Consider the following 17,890-nt stretch of genomic DNA (forward strand, 5'->3'; position numbering starts at 1 on the left):
TTGTTTCATGTAGCCGTCTGTTTCAGGCGGCGTCGCTCGGCGGCAGTTTCTGTTCCAGCTCTGCAATACGCGCTTCGAGCTGGCTCAGCTTCTCGCGTGTGCGTTTGAGCACTTCCTGCTGGATGTCGAACTCCTCGCGCGTGACCAGGTCGAGGCGCGTGAAAGCCGCGCCGAGCATGGCTTTCACGTTCTTCTCCATATCCTTGGCCGGGCTGCTGGCCAAGGTCTCGCTGATCTTGGCACTGATGTCTTCCATGATTTTCTGGCGCAGCATATCGGTACTCCCGCTTGTTCAATTCAGCTGCAAGTCTAGCAAAAAGGCGGCGCCGAGGCTCGTCCGGCAGACATGGCGACATCGTTTCATAGCAATTTCTGCATGAAAGCCAGGTCCAGCCAGCGCTCGAACTTGTAGCCAATCTCGCGGAAACGGCCTGCCTCGGCGAAGCCGAAGTGACGGTGCAATTGCAGGCTAGGCCGGTTGTCCGTGTCGATCACCGCGATGATGCTGTGGTATCCCCCTGCCCTGGCGGCGCCGACCAGCGCCTGCATCAGCAGCGCGCCGATTCCCTGGCCGCGGTGGCGTGCGTCGAGATGGAGCGAGCATTCCAGCGTGTAACGGTAAGCCGGACGAGGGCGAAAGCTGCCGAGCGAGGCCCAGCCGACGACGATGCCCTCAACGGTGGCGACGAACACCGGCAGACGCTGCTCGCGGACTGCCGCATACCAGGCCTGCTGGCCGGCCAGCGAGCGCGGCTGCTCCTCGAACGAAGCGGTGCTGGTCAGCACCACATCGTTGTAGATGTCGACGATGGCTGGCAGATCGGCCTCGATGGCCGGGCGGACGTCGATGCGATGGAGCGTGAGCAACATGCAGCTGGCGCTGACCGGGCACTGCTGCTGCCATTGGCGCGATGCGTGCAGTGGCTCGGGCAGCGCGCTGCGCTCGACCGGTGTGAAGCCGAAACGTGGAAACCAGTCTGCCGCGCTGCTCGTCAGCAGGCCCAGGCACAGCACGCCGCTGGTCTGGGCGCGGGCGATGCAGGCATTCACCAGCCGGCTGGCGACGCCCTGCCGCTGGCTGGCTGGCCGCACCGCCACCGAGCGCAGCAAGCCGAAGCGCCCATGGCGCTCGAAACCGGCTACGCCGACGACGACATCGCCCGTACGAGCCACGAGAAAATCGGCAAGGTGATCGGCTGCATCGTCATGGGGCAGCTGCGCCGCCTCCAGCAGATTGACGATGGCCGCCCAGTCGGCGGGGCGGGCGGCGGCGATGGTAAGGGGAGTGCTCATGGTTGGGGCTCCGAAGGCGAGGTCAGGGCTTGCAGGAGGGCTTGCAGGGCGGTGTTGACGTCAGCGCGCTGGGCCGCCGTCAACCGCGCCAGGACGGATTCGCCATGGCCGTTGAGCAATGCTTCGAGAGACTGTGCGCGGCTTAGACCGTCGGCCGTCAGCGTCAACTCCACCGCGCGTTTGTCGGTGGTCGACGGAGCCTTGCTGAGCAGGCCGTCGCCTACCATTTGTTCGACCACCCGGCTGACCCAGCTTTTCTCCAGGTTGAGCCTGCTGGCCAGGTTCTGCTGCGACAGCTGCCCGGCCCGTTTGAGCTCGGTCAGGATGTGGCAGCGCGTGGTGCTGAGCATGTCTGCATCGCAGGCCAGCGCTTGGCGCTGGGACTGCACATAGCGGCGGACGACCTCGCGCAACAGGGCGCCGGATTCGAGAGTAGTCATGATTTTGGTTGCTAATGACAACATAACCAGTGTTGATCAAGGCTATATGGTTGTCAACAACAACCATATGAATATCGCCCGGTCATTCCTGCACAAAACTGGTGCGTAGCGCAAAACTGGTGCGCACAGATGGTGCTGATCTCCACCGCGGTGCACGTATATGGCGCAGATCATATTGAATATCAAGGGCATTTCGACCTGGCACGGTGCGTGCTTATGGTTAGGCAGCAGCAAAACCTTGTGATGTTTTCGAATAACCGGGCAGGTCACCTAGCCCGCACTGGAGAATTAGGAGCAGATATGAAGCTAGTTACTGCGATCATCAAGCCGTTCAAGCTGGATGAAGTGCGCGAAGCGCTGTCCACCATCGGCGTTCAAGGCATCACCGTGACCGAAGTGAAGGGTTTTGGCCGCCAGAAGGGCCATACCGAGCTCTATCGCGGCGCCGAATACGTGGTTGATTTCCTGCCCAAGGTGAAGATCGAAGCGGCGGTCAAAGATGAGATCCTCGACCAGGTCATCGAGGCCATCGAGAAGTCGGCCAATACCGGCAAGATCGGCGACGGCAAGATTTTTGTGTTCGACCTTCAACAGGTCATCCGCATCCGCACCGGCGAGACCGGCGCCGACGCCCTGTAACATTCCAAGGAGAGGGACTCATGAAGAAGTTACTCGCGACACTGGCCCTGTTCGGGGCCATGCTCGCCGCCCCGAGTTGGGCGGATGATGTCAAGCCGGCCGATACCGCGCCGGCTGCCACGGCTGCGGCACCTGCCGCCGCGCCGGTGGCCGCCCCTGCCACAGAGGTCAAGCCGGCAGATACCGCCGCACCCGCTGCCGCCACTGCGGCACCTGCAGTCGCGGCGCCCGCCCCAGTGCCCAACAAGGGCGACAATGCCTGGCTGATCGTCGCAGCGGCACTGGTGATCCTGATGTCGATCCCTGGTCTGGCGCTGTTCTACGGCGGCCTGGTGCGCTCCAAGAACATGCTGTCGGTGCTGATGCAGGTGTTCTCGGTGTTCTCGCTGATCTCTCTGCTGTGGGTCGTGTACGGCTACAGCGTGGCGTTCACCGAGGGTAACGCGTACTTCGGCGGCTTCTCCAAGCTGTTGCTCAAGGGCATTACGCCGGATTCGGTGGCTGCGACCTTCACCAAGGGCGTGGTGGTTTCCGAGTTCATCTATGTCGTGTTCCAGGGCGCGTTTGCAGCCATCACCTGCGGCCTGATCGTCGGTGCCTTTGCCGAGCGCGTGAAGTTCTCCGCCGTGCTGCTGTTCTGCGTGCTGTGGTTCACCTTTGCCTACCTGCCGATGGCGCACATCGTCTGGTACTGGGCTGGCCCGGATGCCTACACCACGCAGGCTGCCGCTGATGCTGCGACCGCGACTGCCGGCCTGATGTTCCAAAAGGGTGCACTCGACTTCGCCGGTGGCACCGTGGTTCACATCAACGCCGCAATGGCCGGCCTGGTGGGTGCCTACATGGTGGGCAAGCGCGTTGGCTACGGCAAGGATGCGATGACCCCGCACAGCCTGACCATGACCATGATCGGTGCCTCGCTGCTGTGGTTCGGCTGGTTCGGCTTCAACGCCGGTTCCGCACTCGAAGCCAACGGCGTGGCTGCCCTCGCCTTCGTCAACACCTGGGTGGCCACTGCTGCCGCGGCTTGCGCATGGCTGTTCGCCGAATGGCTGCTGAAGGGCAAGCCCTCGCTGCTCGGTGCTGCATCGGGTGCCGTTGCCGGCCTGGTTGCGATCACCCCGGCTTGCGGTTTCGTTGGCGTCGGTGGTGCGATCGTCATCGGCCTGCTGGCTGGCGCGGTCTGCCTGTGGGGCGTGCATGGCCTGAAGAAGCTGCTCGGTGCCGATGATGCGCTCGACGTGTTCGGGGTGCATGGCGTGGGTGGTATCCTCGGCGCGCTGCTGACTGGTGTGTTCGCCTCGCCCGACCTCGGTGGTACCGGCGTGTGGGACTATGTTGCCAACGCCGTCACGCCGAACTACTCGATCGCGGCGCAAGTCAAGATCCAGGCCATGGGCGTGGGCCTGACCCTGCTCTGGTCCGGTATTGTGTCGGTTGTCGCTTACAAGCTCGTCGATATCGTGATCGGCCTGCGTGTCAGCGAAGAAAGCGAGCGCGAAGGTCTGGACGTGACTTCGCACGGCGAAAAGGCATACAACATGTAATCCGAACGGATCACGGTTGTTCAGGAAAAGGGCGCTGCGGCGCCCTTTTCCGTTCGCTGCCGGCCCATCGTGTGCGGGTAGGCACGCACGCCGGGCTGGCTGTGGGCGGGCAGGCCCGAAACGTCGGAATTGACGGTTTTGTCCCGGCCGGGCGCCATGCTATGCTGCACGCGATTTTCACCGGGCTCGCCCCGTCATCCAAGGTTTTCTGCCCCATGTCAGTCCAGCAATACGACGAATCTTCGGTCAAGGTGCTCAAGGGTCTGGAGCCGGTCAAGCACCGGCCCGGCATGTATACCCGCACCGAAAACCCGCTCCACATCATCCAGGAAGTCATCGACAACGCGGCCGACGAGGCGCTGGCAGGCTTCTGCAAGGCGATCAATGTGCGCGTGCACAGCGATGGCTCGATCTCGGTGGCGGACGATGGGCGCGGCATTCCGGTTGGCATCCATCCCGAGATGGGCGTGCCGACGGTCGAGGTGGTGTTCACGCAGCTGCACGCGGGCGGCAAGTTCAACAAGAAGGATGGCGGCGCCTACAGCTTCTCCGGCGGCCTGCACGGCGTCGGCGTCAGCGTGACCAACGCGCTGTCGACACGGCTCGAGGTGGTGGTCAAGCGCGACGGCGCCGAGAACCGCCTGGTGTTCGGCGACGGCTTCGTGGTCGAGCCGCTGGCGCAGATCAAGGAAATCGCCAAGAAGGCGACCGGTACCTTCGTGCGTGCCTGGCCCGACGCCAAGTATTTCGATTCGCCCAACATCCCGATGGGCGAACTCGAACATATCCTGCGCTCGAAAGCGGTGCTGCTGCCCGGCATCACGGTCAGCCTGACCATCGAGAAGCGCGATGGCAGCGAAGATGCCAAGAGCTGGTGCTACCCTGACGGCCTCGCCGGCTACCTGTCGGAGATGCTGGCCGAGCAGGAACTGGCGGTGCCGCTGTTCAAGGGCGAGAAATACGCCGGCAGCGATTCCGAAACCTTCGCGCCGGGTGAAGGCGCGTCCTGGGTGATCACCTGGACCGAAGAAGGCGGCATCTCGCGTGAATCCTACGTCAACCTGATCCCGACGCCGTCCGGCGGCACGCACGAGACAGGCCTGCGCGACGGCGTGTTCAACGCGATTAAGAGCTTCGTCGACATGCACAGCCTGCTGCCCAAGGGCGTCAAGCTGCTGCCGGAAGACGTGTTCGCACGGGCGTCCTTCGTGCTGTCGGCCAAGGTGCTCGACCCGCAGTTCCAGGGCCAGACCAAGGAGCGCCTGTCGAGCCGCGACGCGGTGCGTCTGGTATCGAGCATGCTCAAGGACCCGTTCGAGCTGTGGTTGAACGAGCACATCGAATACGGCAAGAAGCTCGCCGAGCTGGCCATCCGCCAGGCGCAGAGCCGCATGCGCGCAGCGCAGAAGGTGGTGAAGAAGAAGTCGTCGGGCGTCGCCGTGTTGCCGGGCAAGCTGACCGACTGCACTTCCGACGATACCTCGCGCACCGAGCTGTTCCTGGTCGAGGGCGACTCGGCCGGCGGTTCGGCCAAGCAGGGACGCGACAAGGATTTCCAGGCCATCCTGCCCTTGCGCGGCAAGGTGCTGAACAGCTGGGAAGTCGACAAGAACGAGCTGTTCGGCAACAACGAGATTCACGATATTGCCGTCGCCCTGGGGGTGGACCCGCATACCGTGGACGAGGTCGCCGACATCTCGGGCCTGCGCTACGGCAAGCTGCTGATCATGTCGGATGCCGACGTCGATGGCTCGCACATCCAGGTGCTGCTGTTGACCTTGTTCTACCGCCACTTCCCGCAGCTGATCAAGAATGGCCACATCTATATCGCACAGCCGCCGCTGTACCGCGTCGACGTGCCCGGCCAGGGCAAGAACAAGCCGCCGCGCAAGTATTACGCGCTCGATAACGGCGAGCTCGAGGCGATCGAGGACAAGCTGAGGCTGGAAAAGGTGCGCGAGGGCAGCTGGCAGATCTCGCGCTTCAAGGGCCTGGGCGAGATGAATGCGGAACAGCTGTTCGAGACCACGATGAGCCCGGACACGCGCCGCACGCTCAAGGTCAGCATCGAGGACGTGGCCGCCGACACGCGCCGCATCATGAACATGCTGATGGGCAAGGGCGAAGCATCGAGCCGCCGCGCGTGGCTGGAGCGCCACGGCAATGCGGCTGAGGGCGATATCTGATCTTGCCGGGCCGGCCGCACGAGTGCTGCGGCCAGCTGTGGCGCCATGCCTGGTCCGGCGTGACTTCAGCGACCCTTGTCCGGCCCGACTGGCAATTGGCCGAGCTCACCGAGCCGTTGCCTGAGCTGCTGCTTGATCGCCTGCTTGTTCTGCTGGACCTTCAGCAAGGCTTCGGTGTATTGCCCGCGCTCCTTGGCATCGGCGGCGCCGTTGCGCAAGGTCTCCAGTTCGTACACCTTGTCACGTTCGGCCTCCAGCGACGTCAGCAGGTCGCTGGCAAGCGGATCCTTGGCATCGTTGGTGTATTTGTTCAGCAGCTCCATTTCCGACTCTTCCTGCAGCTTGCCGCCAAACGGCTGGAAACCGTGTTGCTGCCGGTGCCCCTGAAAGTAGTAGAAGCCGGCGATCAGCGAGGTGCTGAGGATCAGCCCCGCCAGCTTGAGGATGAGCTTGGTGCGGCCGATATCGACCGAGCCCAGCCCGCTGCCCAGGTTGCCGCTCTCCGCCAGCTTGCCCAGCCCGGTCGGGGCTGGCGTGCCGGGGTTGATGCCGCGTTCGAGCGTGCTGGCCTGGCCCGCCGCCAGGCTCGCATCATAGACCCGGCGCCGGACCGGGTTGGATAGCAGCTCGTAGGCCTTGTCGAGTGCTGCCAGCTTCTGGTCCCGGTCAGGCCCGGGCAAGGTCTCACCGTAGCTGTGCTGGACTGCCTGGTAGGCAGCCTCGATCTCGGCTGATGTGGCGTGCTGTTCGATGCCGAGCATCGCATAGAGGGTCTTGTTGCTGCTCACCAGGGCTCTCGCGTGGATGGATGGGCGGCCTTAACGGCCCGGTTTGCGCTTGATATACAGGGTTTTCGTCACCCTTGCCACCAGCTCGCCTGCATCGTTGACGATGTTGATCGGCAGCTCGGGCAGGTATTTCTCGCCGCCCGCCGTTTGCTCGCGGATCTCGCTCAGGATATTGTCGTTCAACTCGAAGTGGGCGCGCACCGTGCCGCGACCGGGGGAGATGAATTCGATGCTGGCCGACTTGTCCCACACGAAATAGTCGCGGCCCAAGAGCTGCATCAGCATCAGCATGTAGAACGGATCGGTCATCGCGAACAGCGAGCCGCCGAAATGCGTGCCCACGTAGTTGCGGTTGTACCAGCGCTGTTTCAGCGCCACCACCACTTCCCGATAGTCCGCACTGATCTTTTCGACCTTCACGCCAGCCCCGAGAAACGGGCCCCAGAGGTTGATCAGGGTTTTCATGAGACGAGGGGACATCAGCATCACCTTATTTAAACAAGCGTTTGATTGGCGATGGTCGCGGATGTGCCGCCGAATGTCAACTCCCAGCCCTTGGGCCGGGCGGGTCTAGCGGGAGGCCATATGCCGCCACCACCGGCAGTCCTGGCCATGCCAGGTGTTCGTGCTCAATGGTGGCCGGTTATATTGTGGTAGTAGGCCTTCAGCTGGGCCATGTCGCTTTCGATGTCGCCACTGGTCGTGAATGGCGCGCCGAAACCCGCGCGTTTGGTGCGGTAATCGATATAGCCCGGCAGGATGGGGACGCCAGCGCCATGCGCGATCCAGTAGAAGCCGGTACGCCATTGCGACCCCTTGCGGCGCGTGCCTTCCGGCGCGATGGCGATGGCGAGCTCGGGATGGCTGCGGAAGGCCTCGATCGTGGCATCGACCAGCCCGCCCGACGTGCGGCGGTCGACGGGGAGCCCGCCGAGCCAGCGCATCACCGGGCCGAACGGAAACGCGAACAGCGTGTGCTTGCCCATCCAGTAGATGCGCAGGCGATAGCGCAACACCAGCGCCAGGCCGATGACGAAATCCCAGTTGCTGGTGTGGGGCGCCACGATGACGACGTAGCGGCGTGCCGTGGGCAGCTCGCCCTCGAGGCGCCAGCCGGATAGCCTGAGAAAGCCGCCGGCCAGCCCGTGCAGCACGCTGCGCAGGACAGGGGTGTCAAGAAAAGTGGTTTGCATGTCTTTGGTGGAAACAGGGGCCGGTACATTGCCGGCCCCTTGTATTATTGCGGGTTGTACGGTGCTTACTTCTTGCCGGCACGCAGCTCGATGAAACGCTGCTTGTCCTGCTCGGCCTTCATGCGGATGTTGACCTTCTCGTTTTCCTTGGCTTTGACCAGCTCGTCGATACGCTTGAGCTCGTCCTGATCGCGCGCGATGTCGTTCTGTAGATCGGGCGGGATCGGTTTCTTGGCCTTTTCATACATGCCAAGGCGCTTGTAGCGATCGTTCAGGCGCTGCTCCGCCACCTTGCGGCGCAGCTGGTGCGACTTGATCTCCGCATCGACACCTTCGAGCGAGCGGTCGCGCAGCAGATCGACTTCTTCGGGCTTGGTGTAGGTCTTGAGCAAGGCGTTGTCGCGGCGGCGCTGTTCGAGCATGCGCTGCTCCTCGGGCGCCCCCTGGGCGCGCGCGGCCTGCTCGGCTTTTTCCGCCTGCGGATCTTTGGTGACGATGCCGCGGCGATTCATTTCCGTCGCCTCCGACTTGGCGTCCTGCGGCATCGGCGGCTTGTCGCTATATTGTGTGCGGCCGTGTTCGTCGACCCACTTGTAGGTGGTGGCGCCGGCCGTCGCGGCGAACAGCGCTGACGCCACGGCAAGCAGCATGGTGGCCTTGTTCATCACTGCACTCCGTATTGCTCGCGATAGCGTGCCACCGCTTCTTCATACTGCTTGAGCTCGGCGTGGCCCGACAGGTAGACCAGCAGGTCGCCGAGCGAGGCGATGCTGATGACCGGGATGCCGTATTCGAGCTCGACTTCCTGTACCGCGGACAACTCGCCCTTGCCGCGTTCCATGCGGTCCAGCGCGATCACCACGCCGGCTGGCCTGGCGCCGGCGGCGTAGATCATGTCCATCGATTCGCGTACCGAGGTGCCGGCCGAGATCACGTCGTCGATGATCAATACCTTGCCCTTGAGCGGCGCACCGACCAGCGTGCCGCCTTCGCCGTGGTCCTTGGCTTCCTTGCGGTTGTAGGCATAGGGGATGTTGCGGCCCTTGTCGGCGAGCGCGATCGCCGTGCCCGACGCGAGTGGGATGCCCTTGTAGGCGGGTCCGAACAGCACATCGAACTCGATGCCGGATGCGATGATCGCCTCGGCGTAGAAACGCGTCAGCCGGGCCAGGCTCAAGCCGTCGTGGAACAGCCCGGCATTGAAGAAATAGGGGGAAAGTCGACCGGCCTTGGTCTTGTACTCGCCGAACAGCAATACCTTCTGTTCGATGGCAAATTCGATGAACTGGGTACGGAATTCGTCCATGGTTGTATATCGAAAATTAGACAATGCTAAAGCATAGCACAGGCCATGTGCGGCGCTACATTTGGGTTACACTGCGGCGATTCAATCCACTGGGGCCGATCCATGCGCATCATTTCCGCCAATCTCAACGGTATCCGTTCCGCCGCTAACAAGGGCTTTTTCGACTGGCTGCCGCAACAGCATGCCGATGTCGTCTGCCTGCAGGAATTGAAGGCCCAGGATGCCGACCTGAGCGATGCGATGCGCCGTCCCGATGCCCTGTATGGCTACTTTCATTGCGCCGAGAAAAAGGGCTACAGCGGCGTCGGCATCTACAGCCGGCGCGAGCCGGATCAGGTGATCGAGGGGCTCGGCATCGCCGACATCGATGCCGAGGGCCGCTACCTGCGTGTCGATTTCGGAAAGCTCAGCGTGGTCTCGCTCTACCTGCCGTCCGGGTCGAGCTCGGAAGAGCGCCAGCAGATCAAGTTCAGCTTCATGGAACGCTTCTACCCCCATCTCGCCGAGCTGGCCCAAAGCGGCCGCGAGATCGTACTGTGCGGCGACTGGAACATCGCCCATCGCGAGATCGACCTGAAGAACTGGAAGGGCAACCTGAAGAATTCCGGCTTTCTGCCCGAAGAGCGCGCCTGGATCGGCAAGGTGTTCGACGAGCTGGGCTGGGTCGATGCCTGGCGCAGGCTCTACCCCGAGGCGCCCGGCTACACCTGGTGGTCGAATCGCGGCCAGGCCTATGCCAAGGATGTGGGCTGGCGCATCGACTACCACATCACGACGCCGGGGATCGGCGCTGCGGCCCAATCTGCATCGATCTACAAGGAACAGAAGTTCTCGGATCACGCGCCGTTGATCGTGGATTACGACTGGACGGCATGAGCACCCGCCACGGGCAGCACAAACGGGGGGGGGGATGCCCCCGTTTCCGTTTCAGGCGGTGACCGAGCTGCGGATCAGGTGGTCAAACGCCCCAAGCGCAGCCTTCGAGCCTTCGCCCATGGCGATGATGATCTGCTTGTAAGGCACCGTGGTGGCGTCACCGGCCGCGAAGACGCCGGGCAGCGAGGTCTGGCCGCGCGCATCGACTTCGATCTCGCCACGTGGCGACAGCTCGATCGTGCCCTTGAGCCAGTCGGTATTGGGCAGCAGGCCGATCTGCACGAACACGCCTTCGAGCTCGACACGGTGGCGCTCGCCGCGCTGGCGGTCCTGGTAGACCAGGCCGTTGACCTTGCCGTCGGCGCCGCTCACCTCGGTCGTTTGCGCCTCGGTGATCACGGTCACATTGGGCAGGCTGGCGAGCTTCTTTTGCAGCACCGCATCGGCGCGCAGCTTGCTATCGAATTCGAGCAGCGTGACATGGCTGACGATGCCGGCCAGGTCGATCGCCGCCTCGACGCCCGAGTTGCCGCCGCCGACGACGGCAACTCGCTTGCCCTTGAACAGCGGGCCGTCGCAGTGCGGGCAATAGGCCACGCCGCGGCCGCGGTATTCCTTCTCGCCGGGCACGTTCATCTCACGCCAGCGCGCGCCGGTGGCGATGATCACGCTCTTGCTCATGAGCGTGGCGCCACTGGCCAGCTTCACGCCGGTCAGGCCGTTGCCGTTGGCGGCGACCAGCCCGTCGGCGCGTTGCAGGTTGATCACGTCGACATCGTATTCCTTGACGTGCTGTTCCAGCGCCATCGACAGCTTGGGGCCCTCGGTTTCCTTCACAGAGATGAAGTTCTCGATGGCCAGCGTGTCCATCACCTGGCCACCGAAACGCTCGGCCACGATGCCGGTACGGATGCCCTTGCGTGCGGCGTAGATCGCCGCTGCCGCACCGGCGGGGCCGCCACCGACGATCAGCACGTCGAACGGGGCCTTGTCGGCCAACTGGGCGGCCTCACGCTCGGCGGCGCCGGTGTCGAGCTTGGCGAGAATTTCCTCGAGCGTCATGCGGCCCTGGCCGAACGGCTCGCCGTTCAGGTAGACCGAGGGCACGGCCATGATCTGGCGGGTGTTGACCTCGTCCTGGAACACCGCGCCATCGACCATGGTGTGACGGATGTTGGGGTTCAGCACGGCCATCAGGTTCAGCGCCTGCACGACATCCGGGCAGTTGTGGCAGGACAGCGAGATGAAGGTTTCGAATTCGAACGGGCCTGACAGGCCGCAAATCTGCTCGATCACCGCCGGCTCGACCTTGGCCGGGTGGCCGCCGACCTGCAGCAGCGCGAGCACCAGCGAGGTGAATTCATGCCCCATCGGCACGCCGGCGAAATGCACGCGCGCGGCCTCGCCTGGCAAGCCCACGGAGAACGACGGCCGGCGGGTATCCTGGCCATCTTCGCGGATGCTGACGTGTGGCGACAGCGTGGCGATGTCGTCGAGCAGGCTGCGGATTTCCTGTGCCTTGGCACTGCCGTCGAGCGAGGCGACGAGTTCGATCGGGCGTTGCAGTTTTTCGAGATAGGCCTTGAGTTGGGTCTTGATCGCGGTATCGAGCATGGCGGGTTCCTTGCAATGAATCTCAATGGAAAGGCGTCTGTGGCATCGCGTGGAGACGCCTTTGCGCTGACATCCCGGGAGCCCGCCTGGGCTCCCGTGGCGGGGTTTAAATCTTGCCGACCAGGTCGAGCGACGGCGCCAGCGTTTCGGCACCCGGCGTCCACTTGGCGGGGCAGACTTCGCCCGGGTGCGAGGCGACGTACTGCGCTGCCTGTACCTTGCGCAGCAGTTCCTTGGCGTCGCGGCCGATGCCCAGGTCGTGGATTTCGGCAACCTTGATCTGGCCTTCCGGATTGATCACGAAGGTGCCGCGCAGCGCCAGGCCTTCTTCCTCGATCATCACGTCGAAATTGCGGGTGATGGTGCCGGTCGGGTCGCCGATCATCGGGTAGTTGATCTTCTTGATCGTGTCCGAAGTGTCGTGCCACGCCTTGTGGGTGAAGTGGGTGTCGGTCGAGACCGAGTAGATTTCCACGCCCAGCTTCTTGAACTGCTCGTATTCATCGGCCAGGTCGCCGAGTTCGGTCGGGCAGACGAAGGTGAAGTCGGCCGGGTAGAAGAACACGACGGACCACTTGCCCTTCAGGTTTTCGTCGGTGACCGGGACGAACTTGCCTTCGTGGTAAGCGGTGGCCTTGAATGGTTTGATCGTGGAATTGATGAGGGAAGACATCTGCTTGCTCCTTGGTTGAACGAAGGGTGTGAGCGAATCTTAGGAGCAGGCGGGTTATTCGTAAAATTAAATGATCAAATAAAATTGATAGAAATTAACTATTAACAAGTTGTATAAAGAGGCGGCTGGACTGCGCCGCCTCGGGTGAGGCTTATTCCTTCAGTCTTCGTCGCGCCAGGGCGCAACCTTGAACAGCAGCGCCATGCCGGGCAGCGCCAGCACCGTGCACAGCAGGAAGAAGCCGAGCCAGCCCAGCTGCTCGACCAGCAGGCCGGTCGAGGCGTTGACTACGGTGCGCGGCAGCGAGGCGAGGCTGGTGAACAGCGCAAACTGGGTGGCGGTGTAGAGCGGGTTGGTGGTCTTGGCGATGAAGCCGGTGAAGGCAGCGGTGCCGAGGCCTACGCCGAGCGCTTCGAAGCTGATCACCACCGCGAGCATGCCGCGCTCGGTGGCGCCGATCGCGGCGAAATGGCCTTGCGACGATAGCCAGGCGAAGCCGAGAATGGACACCACCTGCACCACGCCGAACAGCCACAGCGCCCGGTTGATGCCGAGCTTGACCATCCAGATGCCGCCGAGCAGCGCGCCGATCACGCTCGGCCACAGCCCGGCGTGCTTGGCGACAAGGCCGATGTCGGTCTTGCTGAAGCCCATGTCGAGATAGAATGGCGTGGCAAGCGCCGTGGCCATGCTGTCGCCGAGCTTGTACAGCACCAGGAAGGCCAGGATCAGCGCGGCGTGGCGCCAGCCGTGGCGCGTCATGAACTCGTGGAAGGGCTCGACCACGGCCTCGCGCAGCGTCTTGGGCGGCGCGCCGATCAGCCTGGGCTCGCTCACCAGCAGCGTCATCAGGATGCCGGGCAGCATGAACAGGGAGGTGACTGCGAACACGCTGCTCCATGGCAGGTGGTCGGCGAGGATCAGTGACAGCGAGCCCGGTACCAGGCCGGCGATGCGGTAGGCATTGATGTAGACCGAGTTGCCGAGGCCCAGCTCGGCATCGGGCAGGATCTCGCGGCGGTAGGCGTCGAGCACGATGTCCTGCGAGGCCGAGAAGAAGGCGACGGCGACGCACAGGTAGGCGATATGCCACAGATCGAGCTGCGGCTGATACAGGCCGAACAGCGGGATCGAGCCCGCCAGCAGCAGTTGCGACAGCAGCATCCAGCCGCGCCGGCGGCCGAGCCAGGGCAGCGTGAAGCGATCCATCAGCGGCGACCACAGGAACTTCCAGGTGTAGGGCAGCTGGATTAGCGCGAACAGCCCGATGGCCTTGAGGTCGACATGTTCGCTACGGAGCCACGCCGGCACCAGCTGCAGCAACAGGTAAAGCGGCAGGCCGGAGCTGAAGCCGGTGAACACGCAGGTCAGCATGCGGCGGTTGAGCAGGGCCTGGCGCAGGCTCTCGGGCTGGGGCTGGGGCTGGGTCATCGTGGCGGGCGAAAAAGCGACGCGCTACCTTACCCGAAATCCGCCCGTCATGCAGCCGAGTGACTATAATCAAAGGCACTAGTCGAACGAATGAAGGGGGCACGGTGGATATTAGAACGGAACGTAGCGAGGACAAGGTCAGGTTCGTCCTCTCGGGTAGCTTCACCTTCGATGCCTACCGTGAGTTCAAGAGCCAGTACACGCCCATCCTCGACGAGGGCGGGTTCAAGGAAATGGAAATTGACCTGGGTGGCGTCGAATACCTCGACAGCTCGGCTCTGGGCATGTTGCTGCTGCTGCGCGAGCGGCTCGGCGGCAAGCCTATCGTGTTGTCGCACACCAAGGGTACGGTGCGCCAGGTGCTCGAGATAGCCAACTTCCACCAGTTGTTCATGATGAGTTGAACGACGTGGGCAGAACGAAGACAGCCGCCGCAGGGCGGCTGTTTGTTTTTCAGGATCGGCTTGGCGGGCCGTCGGCGAGTGTGTCGCGCAATGCGGCCAGCCGCTCGGCCGGCAATTGGCCGCGGGCGGTGGCCAGTTCGAGCGCGACCCACCCCAGCGCCCGGTAGGTCGGCAACACCGCCGGCAGGCGCGCCGCGATGGCGGCCTGATGGTGCGCCACGACGCCGGCGTCGCCGCGAGCCACCGGACCGGTGAGGGCCTGCACCGTGCCGAGCCGCGAGACGTTGTCGAGCGTGCCGCGCAGCAGCGGTTGCAATGCCTCGATGGCTTGCGGGCGCGCGAGCCCGGCCTGCTCGAAACAGCGCAGGCTGGTTTCGAGCAGCGCGACCAGGTCGTTGCAGGCCAGCACGGCGGCGGCGTGGTACAGCGCCTTGTCCGCGCTCGCGACGGTAAAGGCGTGCCCGCCGATGGCCTCGACCCACGGGCGCAGCCGATCGACTGCCGCCTGATCGCCTTCGAGCGCGCAGTAGGTGCCGGTAAACCCGGCATGGCTCAGCCCGGGCGCGGCAAAACTCTGCAGCGGATGCAGGCTGGCTGTCTGCACGCCTTGCTGCGCCAGCGCGACAAGCGCCGTGGCCGGCTTGGCGCCGGACAGGTGGAAGGCGAGCTGACCCGCGTCGAGCGCACCCAGATCGGCCAGCCGGGCGGCAACGGCTTCGATCTCGTCGTCTGGCGCGGCGATCAGCCAGGCTTGCGCACGCGGTAGTCGGGACAGTTCGCTGACCGCCAGGCCATGGCCGATCCAATCGACCGCTGCCTGCGCGCTGTCGAGGCTGCGGTTGCATACGGCGAGGATGTCACAGCAGCCGGCATCGTGCAGCCGCCTGGCGATCACCCGGCCTGCGCGGCCGGCGCCGATGACGTTGAGCGTGGTCATCTGCGGCTGGCGTAACGTGCCGCGAGTTGTTCGGATTCGATGATGTTGGTGCCGTGGCCCACGTCACGCGTCGCCTGCAGCAGGTTCCACGCCACGACCTCGGCGGCGATCGGCTGGTAGCGGCGCAGCCAGCCCAACAGCAGCGGCGACACGAGCCGTCCGGCGGCCAGGCTCAGGCGTTCGGCCAGGCGGAACTCTTGGCGTTCGCCCGTCAGCAGCGACGGGCGCACCAACAGCAGCTGATCGAAGGCTAGCGCCTTGAGCGCGTTTTCGAGCTGGCCCTTGGTCTTCAGATAGAAAGTGGGTGAGTCGGCATTGGCGCCGAGCGACGAGATGGCGGCGAAGCTCGGCACGCCGTTCATCTTAGCCAGCATGGCGAGCGTCAATGGGTAGAAGTAGTCCACCGTCTTGAAGCGCGCCTCGCTGCCGGCCTTGCGTATCGTGGTGCCGAGGCAGCAGTAGACGATGTCGGCGCGGATCAGCTCGCGCCGCTGTTCCAGCTCGGCGAAATCGAGCTCGACCTGCTCGAGCTTGGCATGGTCGATGGGCAGGCGCCGCCGCACCAGCGCGGTGACGCGCGCCACATGCGGGGCATCGAGCAGCAGGCGCAGCAGCGCACTGCCGGTCAGGCCGCTGGCGCCGACGATCAGGGCATGGCAGCCGTCAGGGAGCGAATCGGTCACGCGCGGCGAATACGGTAGATGGCGAGGCTGCCGAATACATTGGGCAGGATGTCGACCTCCTGCCCCTCGTGCAGCACCGCACGGTCAAGCAGGTGGATGCCGCGCGCCTCGCAGAAGAACTCGAAGTCGCGGATCGTGCACAGGTGGATGTTCGGCGTGTTGTACCACTGGTAAGGGATGGTTTCCGATACCGGCATGTGGCCGCCGAAGATCTGCAGGCGGTTGCGCCAGTAGCCGAAATTGGGGAAGGTGACGATCGCTTCGCGGCCGACGCGCAGCATTTCGTCGACCACACGCTCGACATGGCGCATCGACTGCAGCGTGAGCGACAGCACGACGAAATCGAAGGAATCCGACTCGAACGCCGAGAGGCCGGAGTCGAGGTCGCTCTGGATCACGTCGATGCCCTTCTCGACACAGGCCACCACGTTCTCGACGTCGATCTCGACGCCATAGCCGTGCACCTGCTTGTTATCATGCAGCCAAGCAAGCAGCGAGCCATCGCCGCAGCCCAGGTCGAGCACACGTTTTTCGGCCTGAATCCAGTCGGCGATGCGCAGCAGGTCGGGGCGCAACATGGGGGCGTGCCTTCTCATGCGAACTCCTGCGCCACGCGGGCCATGTAGGCATACATCAGCTTGTGGTAGGCCGGGTCCTCCATGAGGAAGGCATCGTGGCCGTGCGTCGATTCGATCTCGGCGTAGCTCACATGCTTCTTCGCATCGAGCAGTGCCTTGACGATCTCCTTCGAGCGCGCCGGCGAGAAGCGCCAGTCGCTGTCGAAGGCGGCGACAAGGAACTTGGCCTTGGCCACCGACAGCGCGCGCGACAGGTCATGCCCAAAATGGCGGGCGGGGTCGAAATAGTCGAGCGCCTTGGTCATGATCAGGTAGGTGTTGGCGTCGAAATGGCCGGAGAAGCGGTCGCCCTGGTAACGCAGGTAGGACTCGATCTCGAATTCGACGTCGAAGCCGTATTTGTACTCGCCCGAGCGTAGCATGCGGCCGAATTTCTCGCCCATGCCGTCGTCCGACAGATAGGTGATGTGGCCAAGCATGCGTGCAAGCCGCAGGCCGCGCTTGGGCACGATACCGTGCTCGTAGTAGTCGCCGCCGTGGAAATCGGGATCGGTCAGGATGGCCTGGCGCGCCACATCGTTGAAGGCGATGTTCTGTGCCGTGAGCTTGGGCGCCGAGGCGATCACCAGCGCGTGGCGGATGCGCTCCGGAAAGCTGATGGTCCAGCGCAGCGCCTGCATGCCGCCGAGCGAGCCGCCGACGACGGCGGCCCATTGCTCGATGCCGAGCTTGTCGGCGAGCCTGGCCTGGGTGTTGACCCAATCGGCGACCAGCACGAGTGGGAACTTTGAGCCCCAGGGTTTGCCTGTAGCTGGATCGAGGGTCGATGGGCCGGTCGAGCCGTGGCAGCCGCCGAGATTGTTGACGCCGACGACGAAGAACTTGTCGGTGTCGATCGGCTTGCCTGGGCCGATCATGTTGTCCCACCAGCCCGGCGCCTTGTCGTTGACGGTGTAGCGGCCGGCCACATGGTGGTTGCCCGACAGCGCGTGGCAGATCAGTACCGCATTGCTCCGGTCGGCGTTGAGGCGGCCGTAGGTCTCGTAGACGAGATCGTAGGACGCCAGCGTCGCGCCGCTCATCAAGGTGAGCGGCTGGTCGAAATGGGCGATTTGGGCGGAAACGAGTCCGACGGACTGGGGTTCTGGCATGAGCGACGTGTGAAGCCGGGTGTAAACCTCAATCGGCGGATTATATAGCGATTCCTGGCGCGCCGTGTGGGTGAGCGGGCGGAGCGCTAGCCGGGCAGCGGATTTTGGGCGGGATGCAGAACTGGCACGGGTTACATTACGCACTTGTCAT

Annotated in this window: 20 protein-coding genes; 5 read left to right on the forward strand and 15 right to left on the reverse strand. The window is 63.9% G+C overall.

What is annotated here, in order from left to right:
• Positions 1-22: 22 nt before the first annotated feature.
• The 3 genes from ABWL39_RS12950 to ABWL39_RS12960 form a co-directional block, all read right to left on the reverse strand.
• On the reverse strand, positions 23-274 hold the full coding sequence (locus tag ABWL39_RS12950) for an accessory factor UbiK family protein (RefSeq protein ID WP_367791664.1): 252 nt from the start codon (positions 272-274) through the stop codon (positions 23-25).
• Positions 275-360: 86 nt separating this feature from the next.
• Entirely contained in the window at positions 361-1,293 is a 933-nt protein-coding gene (gene arsN2, locus ABWL39_RS12955; protein ID WP_367791667.1) for an arsenic resistance N-acetyltransferase ArsN2, read from the reverse strand.
• The gene (locus ABWL39_RS12960; RefSeq protein ID WP_367791670.1) at positions 1,290-1,733 is read right to left on the reverse strand and encodes a MarR family winged helix-turn-helix transcriptional regulator; all 444 of its coding nucleotides are present in this window, start codon (positions 1,731-1,733) and stop codon (positions 1,290-1,292) included. Before ABWL39_RS12960 ends, arsN2 begins: the two co-directional genes overlap by 4 nt.
• Before the next feature lie 300 nt (positions 1,734-2,033).
• On the opposite strand from ABWL39_RS12960, the gene glnK reads away from it, so the two are divergent.
• From glnK to parE, 3 genes are all read left to right on the forward strand, one after another.
• Positions 2,034-2,372, forward strand: coding sequence for a P-II family nitrogen regulator (gene glnK, locus ABWL39_RS12965; protein ID WP_367791673.1), 339 nt, complete (start codon positions 2,034-2,036; stop codon positions 2,370-2,372).
• 20 nt (positions 2,373-2,392) lie between these two features.
• Entirely contained in the window at positions 2,393-3,919 is a 1,527-nt protein-coding gene (amt, locus tag ABWL39_RS12970) for an ammonium transporter (RefSeq protein ID WP_367791676.1), read from the forward strand.
• 215 nt (positions 3,920-4,134) lie between these two features.
• On the forward strand, positions 4,135-6,105 hold the full coding sequence (parE, locus tag ABWL39_RS12975; protein WP_367791679.1) for a DNA topoisomerase IV subunit B: 1,971 nt from the start codon (positions 4,135-4,137) through the stop codon (positions 6,103-6,105).
• Between the two features lie 65 nt (positions 6,106-6,170).
• Here parE and ABWL39_RS12980 read toward each other — a convergent pair whose 3' ends face one another.
• The 5 genes from ABWL39_RS12980 to pyrE form a co-directional block, all read right to left on the reverse strand.
• Positions 6,171-6,893: a J domain-containing protein gene (locus ABWL39_RS12980; RefSeq protein WP_367791682.1), complete on the reverse strand. Its 723-nt coding sequence runs from the start codon at positions 6,891-6,893 to the stop codon at positions 6,171-6,173.
• A gap of 30 nt (positions 6,894-6,923) precedes the next feature.
• Entirely contained in the window at positions 6,924-7,373 is a 450-nt protein-coding gene (locus tag ABWL39_RS12985) for a DUF4442 domain-containing protein (RefSeq protein ID WP_367791685.1), read from the reverse strand.
• Positions 7,374-7,522: 149 nt separating this feature from the next.
• Positions 7,523-8,086, reverse strand: a complete 564-nt coding sequence (locus ABWL39_RS12990; protein WP_367791688.1) for a lysophospholipid acyltransferase family protein — start codon at positions 8,084-8,086, stop codon at positions 7,523-7,525.
• A 65-nt stretch (positions 8,087-8,151) separates the two neighbouring features.
• On the reverse strand, positions 8,152-8,751 hold the full coding sequence (locus tag ABWL39_RS12995) for a DUF4124 domain-containing protein (protein ID WP_367791691.1): 600 nt from the start codon (positions 8,749-8,751) through the stop codon (positions 8,152-8,154).
• A complete protein-coding gene (pyrE, locus tag ABWL39_RS13000) occupies positions 8,751-9,392 on the reverse strand; it encodes an orotate phosphoribosyltransferase (RefSeq protein ID WP_367791694.1) in 642 nt (213 codons plus the stop codon). Before pyrE ends, ABWL39_RS12995 begins: the two co-directional genes overlap by 1 nt.
• Positions 9,393-9,494: 102 nt before the next feature.
• On the opposite strand from pyrE, the gene ABWL39_RS13005 reads away from it, so the two are divergent.
• Entirely contained in the window at positions 9,495-10,268 is a 774-nt protein-coding gene (locus ABWL39_RS13005) for an exodeoxyribonuclease III (protein WP_367791697.1), read from the forward strand.
• Between the two features lie 51 nt (positions 10,269-10,319).
• Here the strand turns inward: ABWL39_RS13005 and ahpF are convergent, their stop codons facing one another.
• The 3 genes from ahpF to ABWL39_RS13020 form a co-directional block, all read right to left on the reverse strand.
• On the reverse strand, positions 10,320-11,882 hold the full coding sequence (gene ahpF / locus ABWL39_RS13010; RefSeq protein WP_367791700.1) for an alkyl hydroperoxide reductase subunit F: 1,563 nt from the start codon (positions 11,880-11,882) through the stop codon (positions 10,320-10,322).
• A gap of 106 nt (positions 11,883-11,988) precedes the next feature.
• Positions 11,989-12,555: an alkyl hydroperoxide reductase subunit C gene (gene ahpC / locus ABWL39_RS13015; protein WP_367791703.1), complete on the reverse strand. Its 567-nt coding sequence runs from the start codon at positions 12,553-12,555 to the stop codon at positions 11,989-11,991.
• 159 nt (positions 12,556-12,714) lie between these two features.
• The gene (locus ABWL39_RS13020) at positions 12,715-13,986 is read right to left on the reverse strand and encodes an AmpG family muropeptide MFS transporter (protein WP_367791705.1); all 1,272 of its coding nucleotides are present in this window, start codon (positions 13,984-13,986) and stop codon (positions 12,715-12,717) included.
• A 104-nt stretch (positions 13,987-14,090) separates the two neighbouring features.
• Here ABWL39_RS13020 and ABWL39_RS13025 point away from each other — a divergent pair, with 104 nt between their 5' ends.
• A complete protein-coding gene (locus ABWL39_RS13025) occupies positions 14,091-14,390 on the forward strand; it encodes an STAS domain-containing protein (RefSeq protein ID WP_367791708.1) in 300 nt (99 codons plus the stop codon).
• Positions 14,391-14,439: 49 nt separating this feature from the next.
• Here ABWL39_RS13025 and ABWL39_RS13030 read toward each other — a convergent pair whose 3' ends face one another.
• The 4 genes from ABWL39_RS13030 to ABWL39_RS13045 are packed head-to-tail and all read right to left on the reverse strand — an operon-like array spanning position 14,440 to position 17,739.
• On the reverse strand, positions 14,440-15,327 hold the full coding sequence (locus tag ABWL39_RS13030; RefSeq protein ID WP_367791710.1) for a Rossmann-like and DUF2520 domain-containing protein: 888 nt from the start codon (positions 15,325-15,327) through the stop codon (positions 14,440-14,442).
• Positions 15,324-16,010, reverse strand: a complete 687-nt coding sequence (locus ABWL39_RS13035; protein ID WP_367791713.1) for an NAD(P)H-binding protein — start codon at positions 16,008-16,010, stop codon at positions 15,324-15,326. The genes ABWL39_RS13030 and ABWL39_RS13035 overlap by 4 nt, the downstream gene beginning before the upstream one ends.
• Entirely contained in the window at positions 16,007-16,606 is a 600-nt protein-coding gene (gene metW / locus ABWL39_RS13040) for a methionine biosynthesis protein MetW (RefSeq protein ID WP_367791716.1), read from the reverse strand. Before metW ends, ABWL39_RS13035 begins: the two co-directional genes overlap by 4 nt.
• Complete coding sequence (locus tag ABWL39_RS13045; RefSeq protein WP_367791719.1) at positions 16,603-17,739, reverse strand: homoserine O-acetyltransferase; 1,137 nt, start codon at positions 17,737-17,739, stop codon at positions 16,603-16,605. Before ABWL39_RS13045 ends, metW begins: the two co-directional genes overlap by 4 nt.
• Positions 17,740-17,890 lie beyond the last annotated feature (151 nt).

Source organism: Chitinivorax sp. PXF-14, assembly GCF_040812015.1.
Taxonomy (GTDB): domain Bacteria; phylum Pseudomonadota; class Gammaproteobacteria; order Burkholderiales; family SCOH01; genus JBFNXJ01.

Excerpts from the sequence above, each read along its gene's own strand:
- ABWL39_RS12950 (WP_367791664.1), bottom strand. The coding sequence starts at position 274 with ATGCTGCGCCAGAAAATCATGGAAGACATCAGTGCCAAGATCAGCGAG.
- arsN2 (WP_367791667.1), bottom strand. The coding sequence starts at position 1,293 with ATGAGCACTCCCCTTACCATCGCCGCCGCCCGCCCCGCCGACTGGGCG.
- ABWL39_RS12960 (WP_367791670.1), bottom strand. The coding sequence starts at position 1,733 with ATGACTACTCTCGAATCCGGCGCCCTGTTGCGCGAGGTCGTCCGCCGC.
- glnK (WP_367791673.1), top strand. The coding sequence starts at position 2,034 with ATGAAGCTAGTTACTGCGATCATCAAGCCGTTCAAGCTGGATGAAGTG.
- amt (WP_367791676.1), top strand. The coding sequence starts at position 2,393 with ATGAAGAAGTTACTCGCGACACTGGCCCTGTTCGGGGCCATGCTCGCC.
- parE (WP_367791679.1), top strand. The coding sequence starts at position 4,135 with ATGTCAGTCCAGCAATACGACGAATCTTCGGTCAAGGTGCTCAAGGGT.
- ABWL39_RS12985 (WP_367791685.1), bottom strand. The coding sequence starts at position 7,373 with ATGTCCCCTCGTCTCATGAAAACCCTGATCAACCTCTGGGGCCCGTTT.
- ABWL39_RS12990 (WP_367791688.1), bottom strand. The coding sequence starts at position 8,086 with ATGCAAACCACTTTTCTTGACACCCCTGTCCTGCGCAGCGTGCTGCAC.
- ABWL39_RS12995 (WP_367791691.1), bottom strand. The coding sequence starts at position 8,751 with ATGAACAAGGCCACCATGCTGCTTGCCGTGGCGTCAGCGCTGTTCGCC.
- pyrE (WP_367791694.1), bottom strand. The coding sequence starts at position 9,392 with ATGGACGAATTCCGTACCCAGTTCATCGAATTTGCCATCGAACAGAAG.
- ABWL39_RS13005 (WP_367791697.1), top strand. The coding sequence starts at position 9,495 with ATGCGCATCATTTCCGCCAATCTCAACGGTATCCGTTCCGCCGCTAAC.
- ahpF (WP_367791700.1), bottom strand. The coding sequence starts at position 11,882 with ATGCTCGATACCGCGATCAAGACCCAACTCAAGGCCTATCTCGAAAAA.
- ahpC (WP_367791703.1), bottom strand. The coding sequence starts at position 12,555 with ATGTCTTCCCTCATCAATTCCACGATCAAACCATTCAAGGCCACCGCT.
- ABWL39_RS13020 (WP_367791705.1), bottom strand. The coding sequence starts at position 13,986 with ATGACCCAGCCCCAGCCCCAGCCCGAGAGCCTGCGCCAGGCCCTGCTC.
- ABWL39_RS13030 (WP_367791710.1), bottom strand. The coding sequence starts at position 15,327 with ATGACCACGCTCAACGTCATCGGCGCCGGCCGCGCAGGCCGGGTGATC.
- metW (WP_367791716.1), bottom strand. The coding sequence starts at position 16,606 with ATGAGAAGGCACGCCCCCATGTTGCGCCCCGACCTGCTGCGCATCGCC.
- ABWL39_RS13045 (WP_367791719.1), bottom strand. The coding sequence starts at position 17,739 with ATGCCAGAACCCCAGTCCGTCGGACTCGTTTCCGCCCAAATCGCCCAT.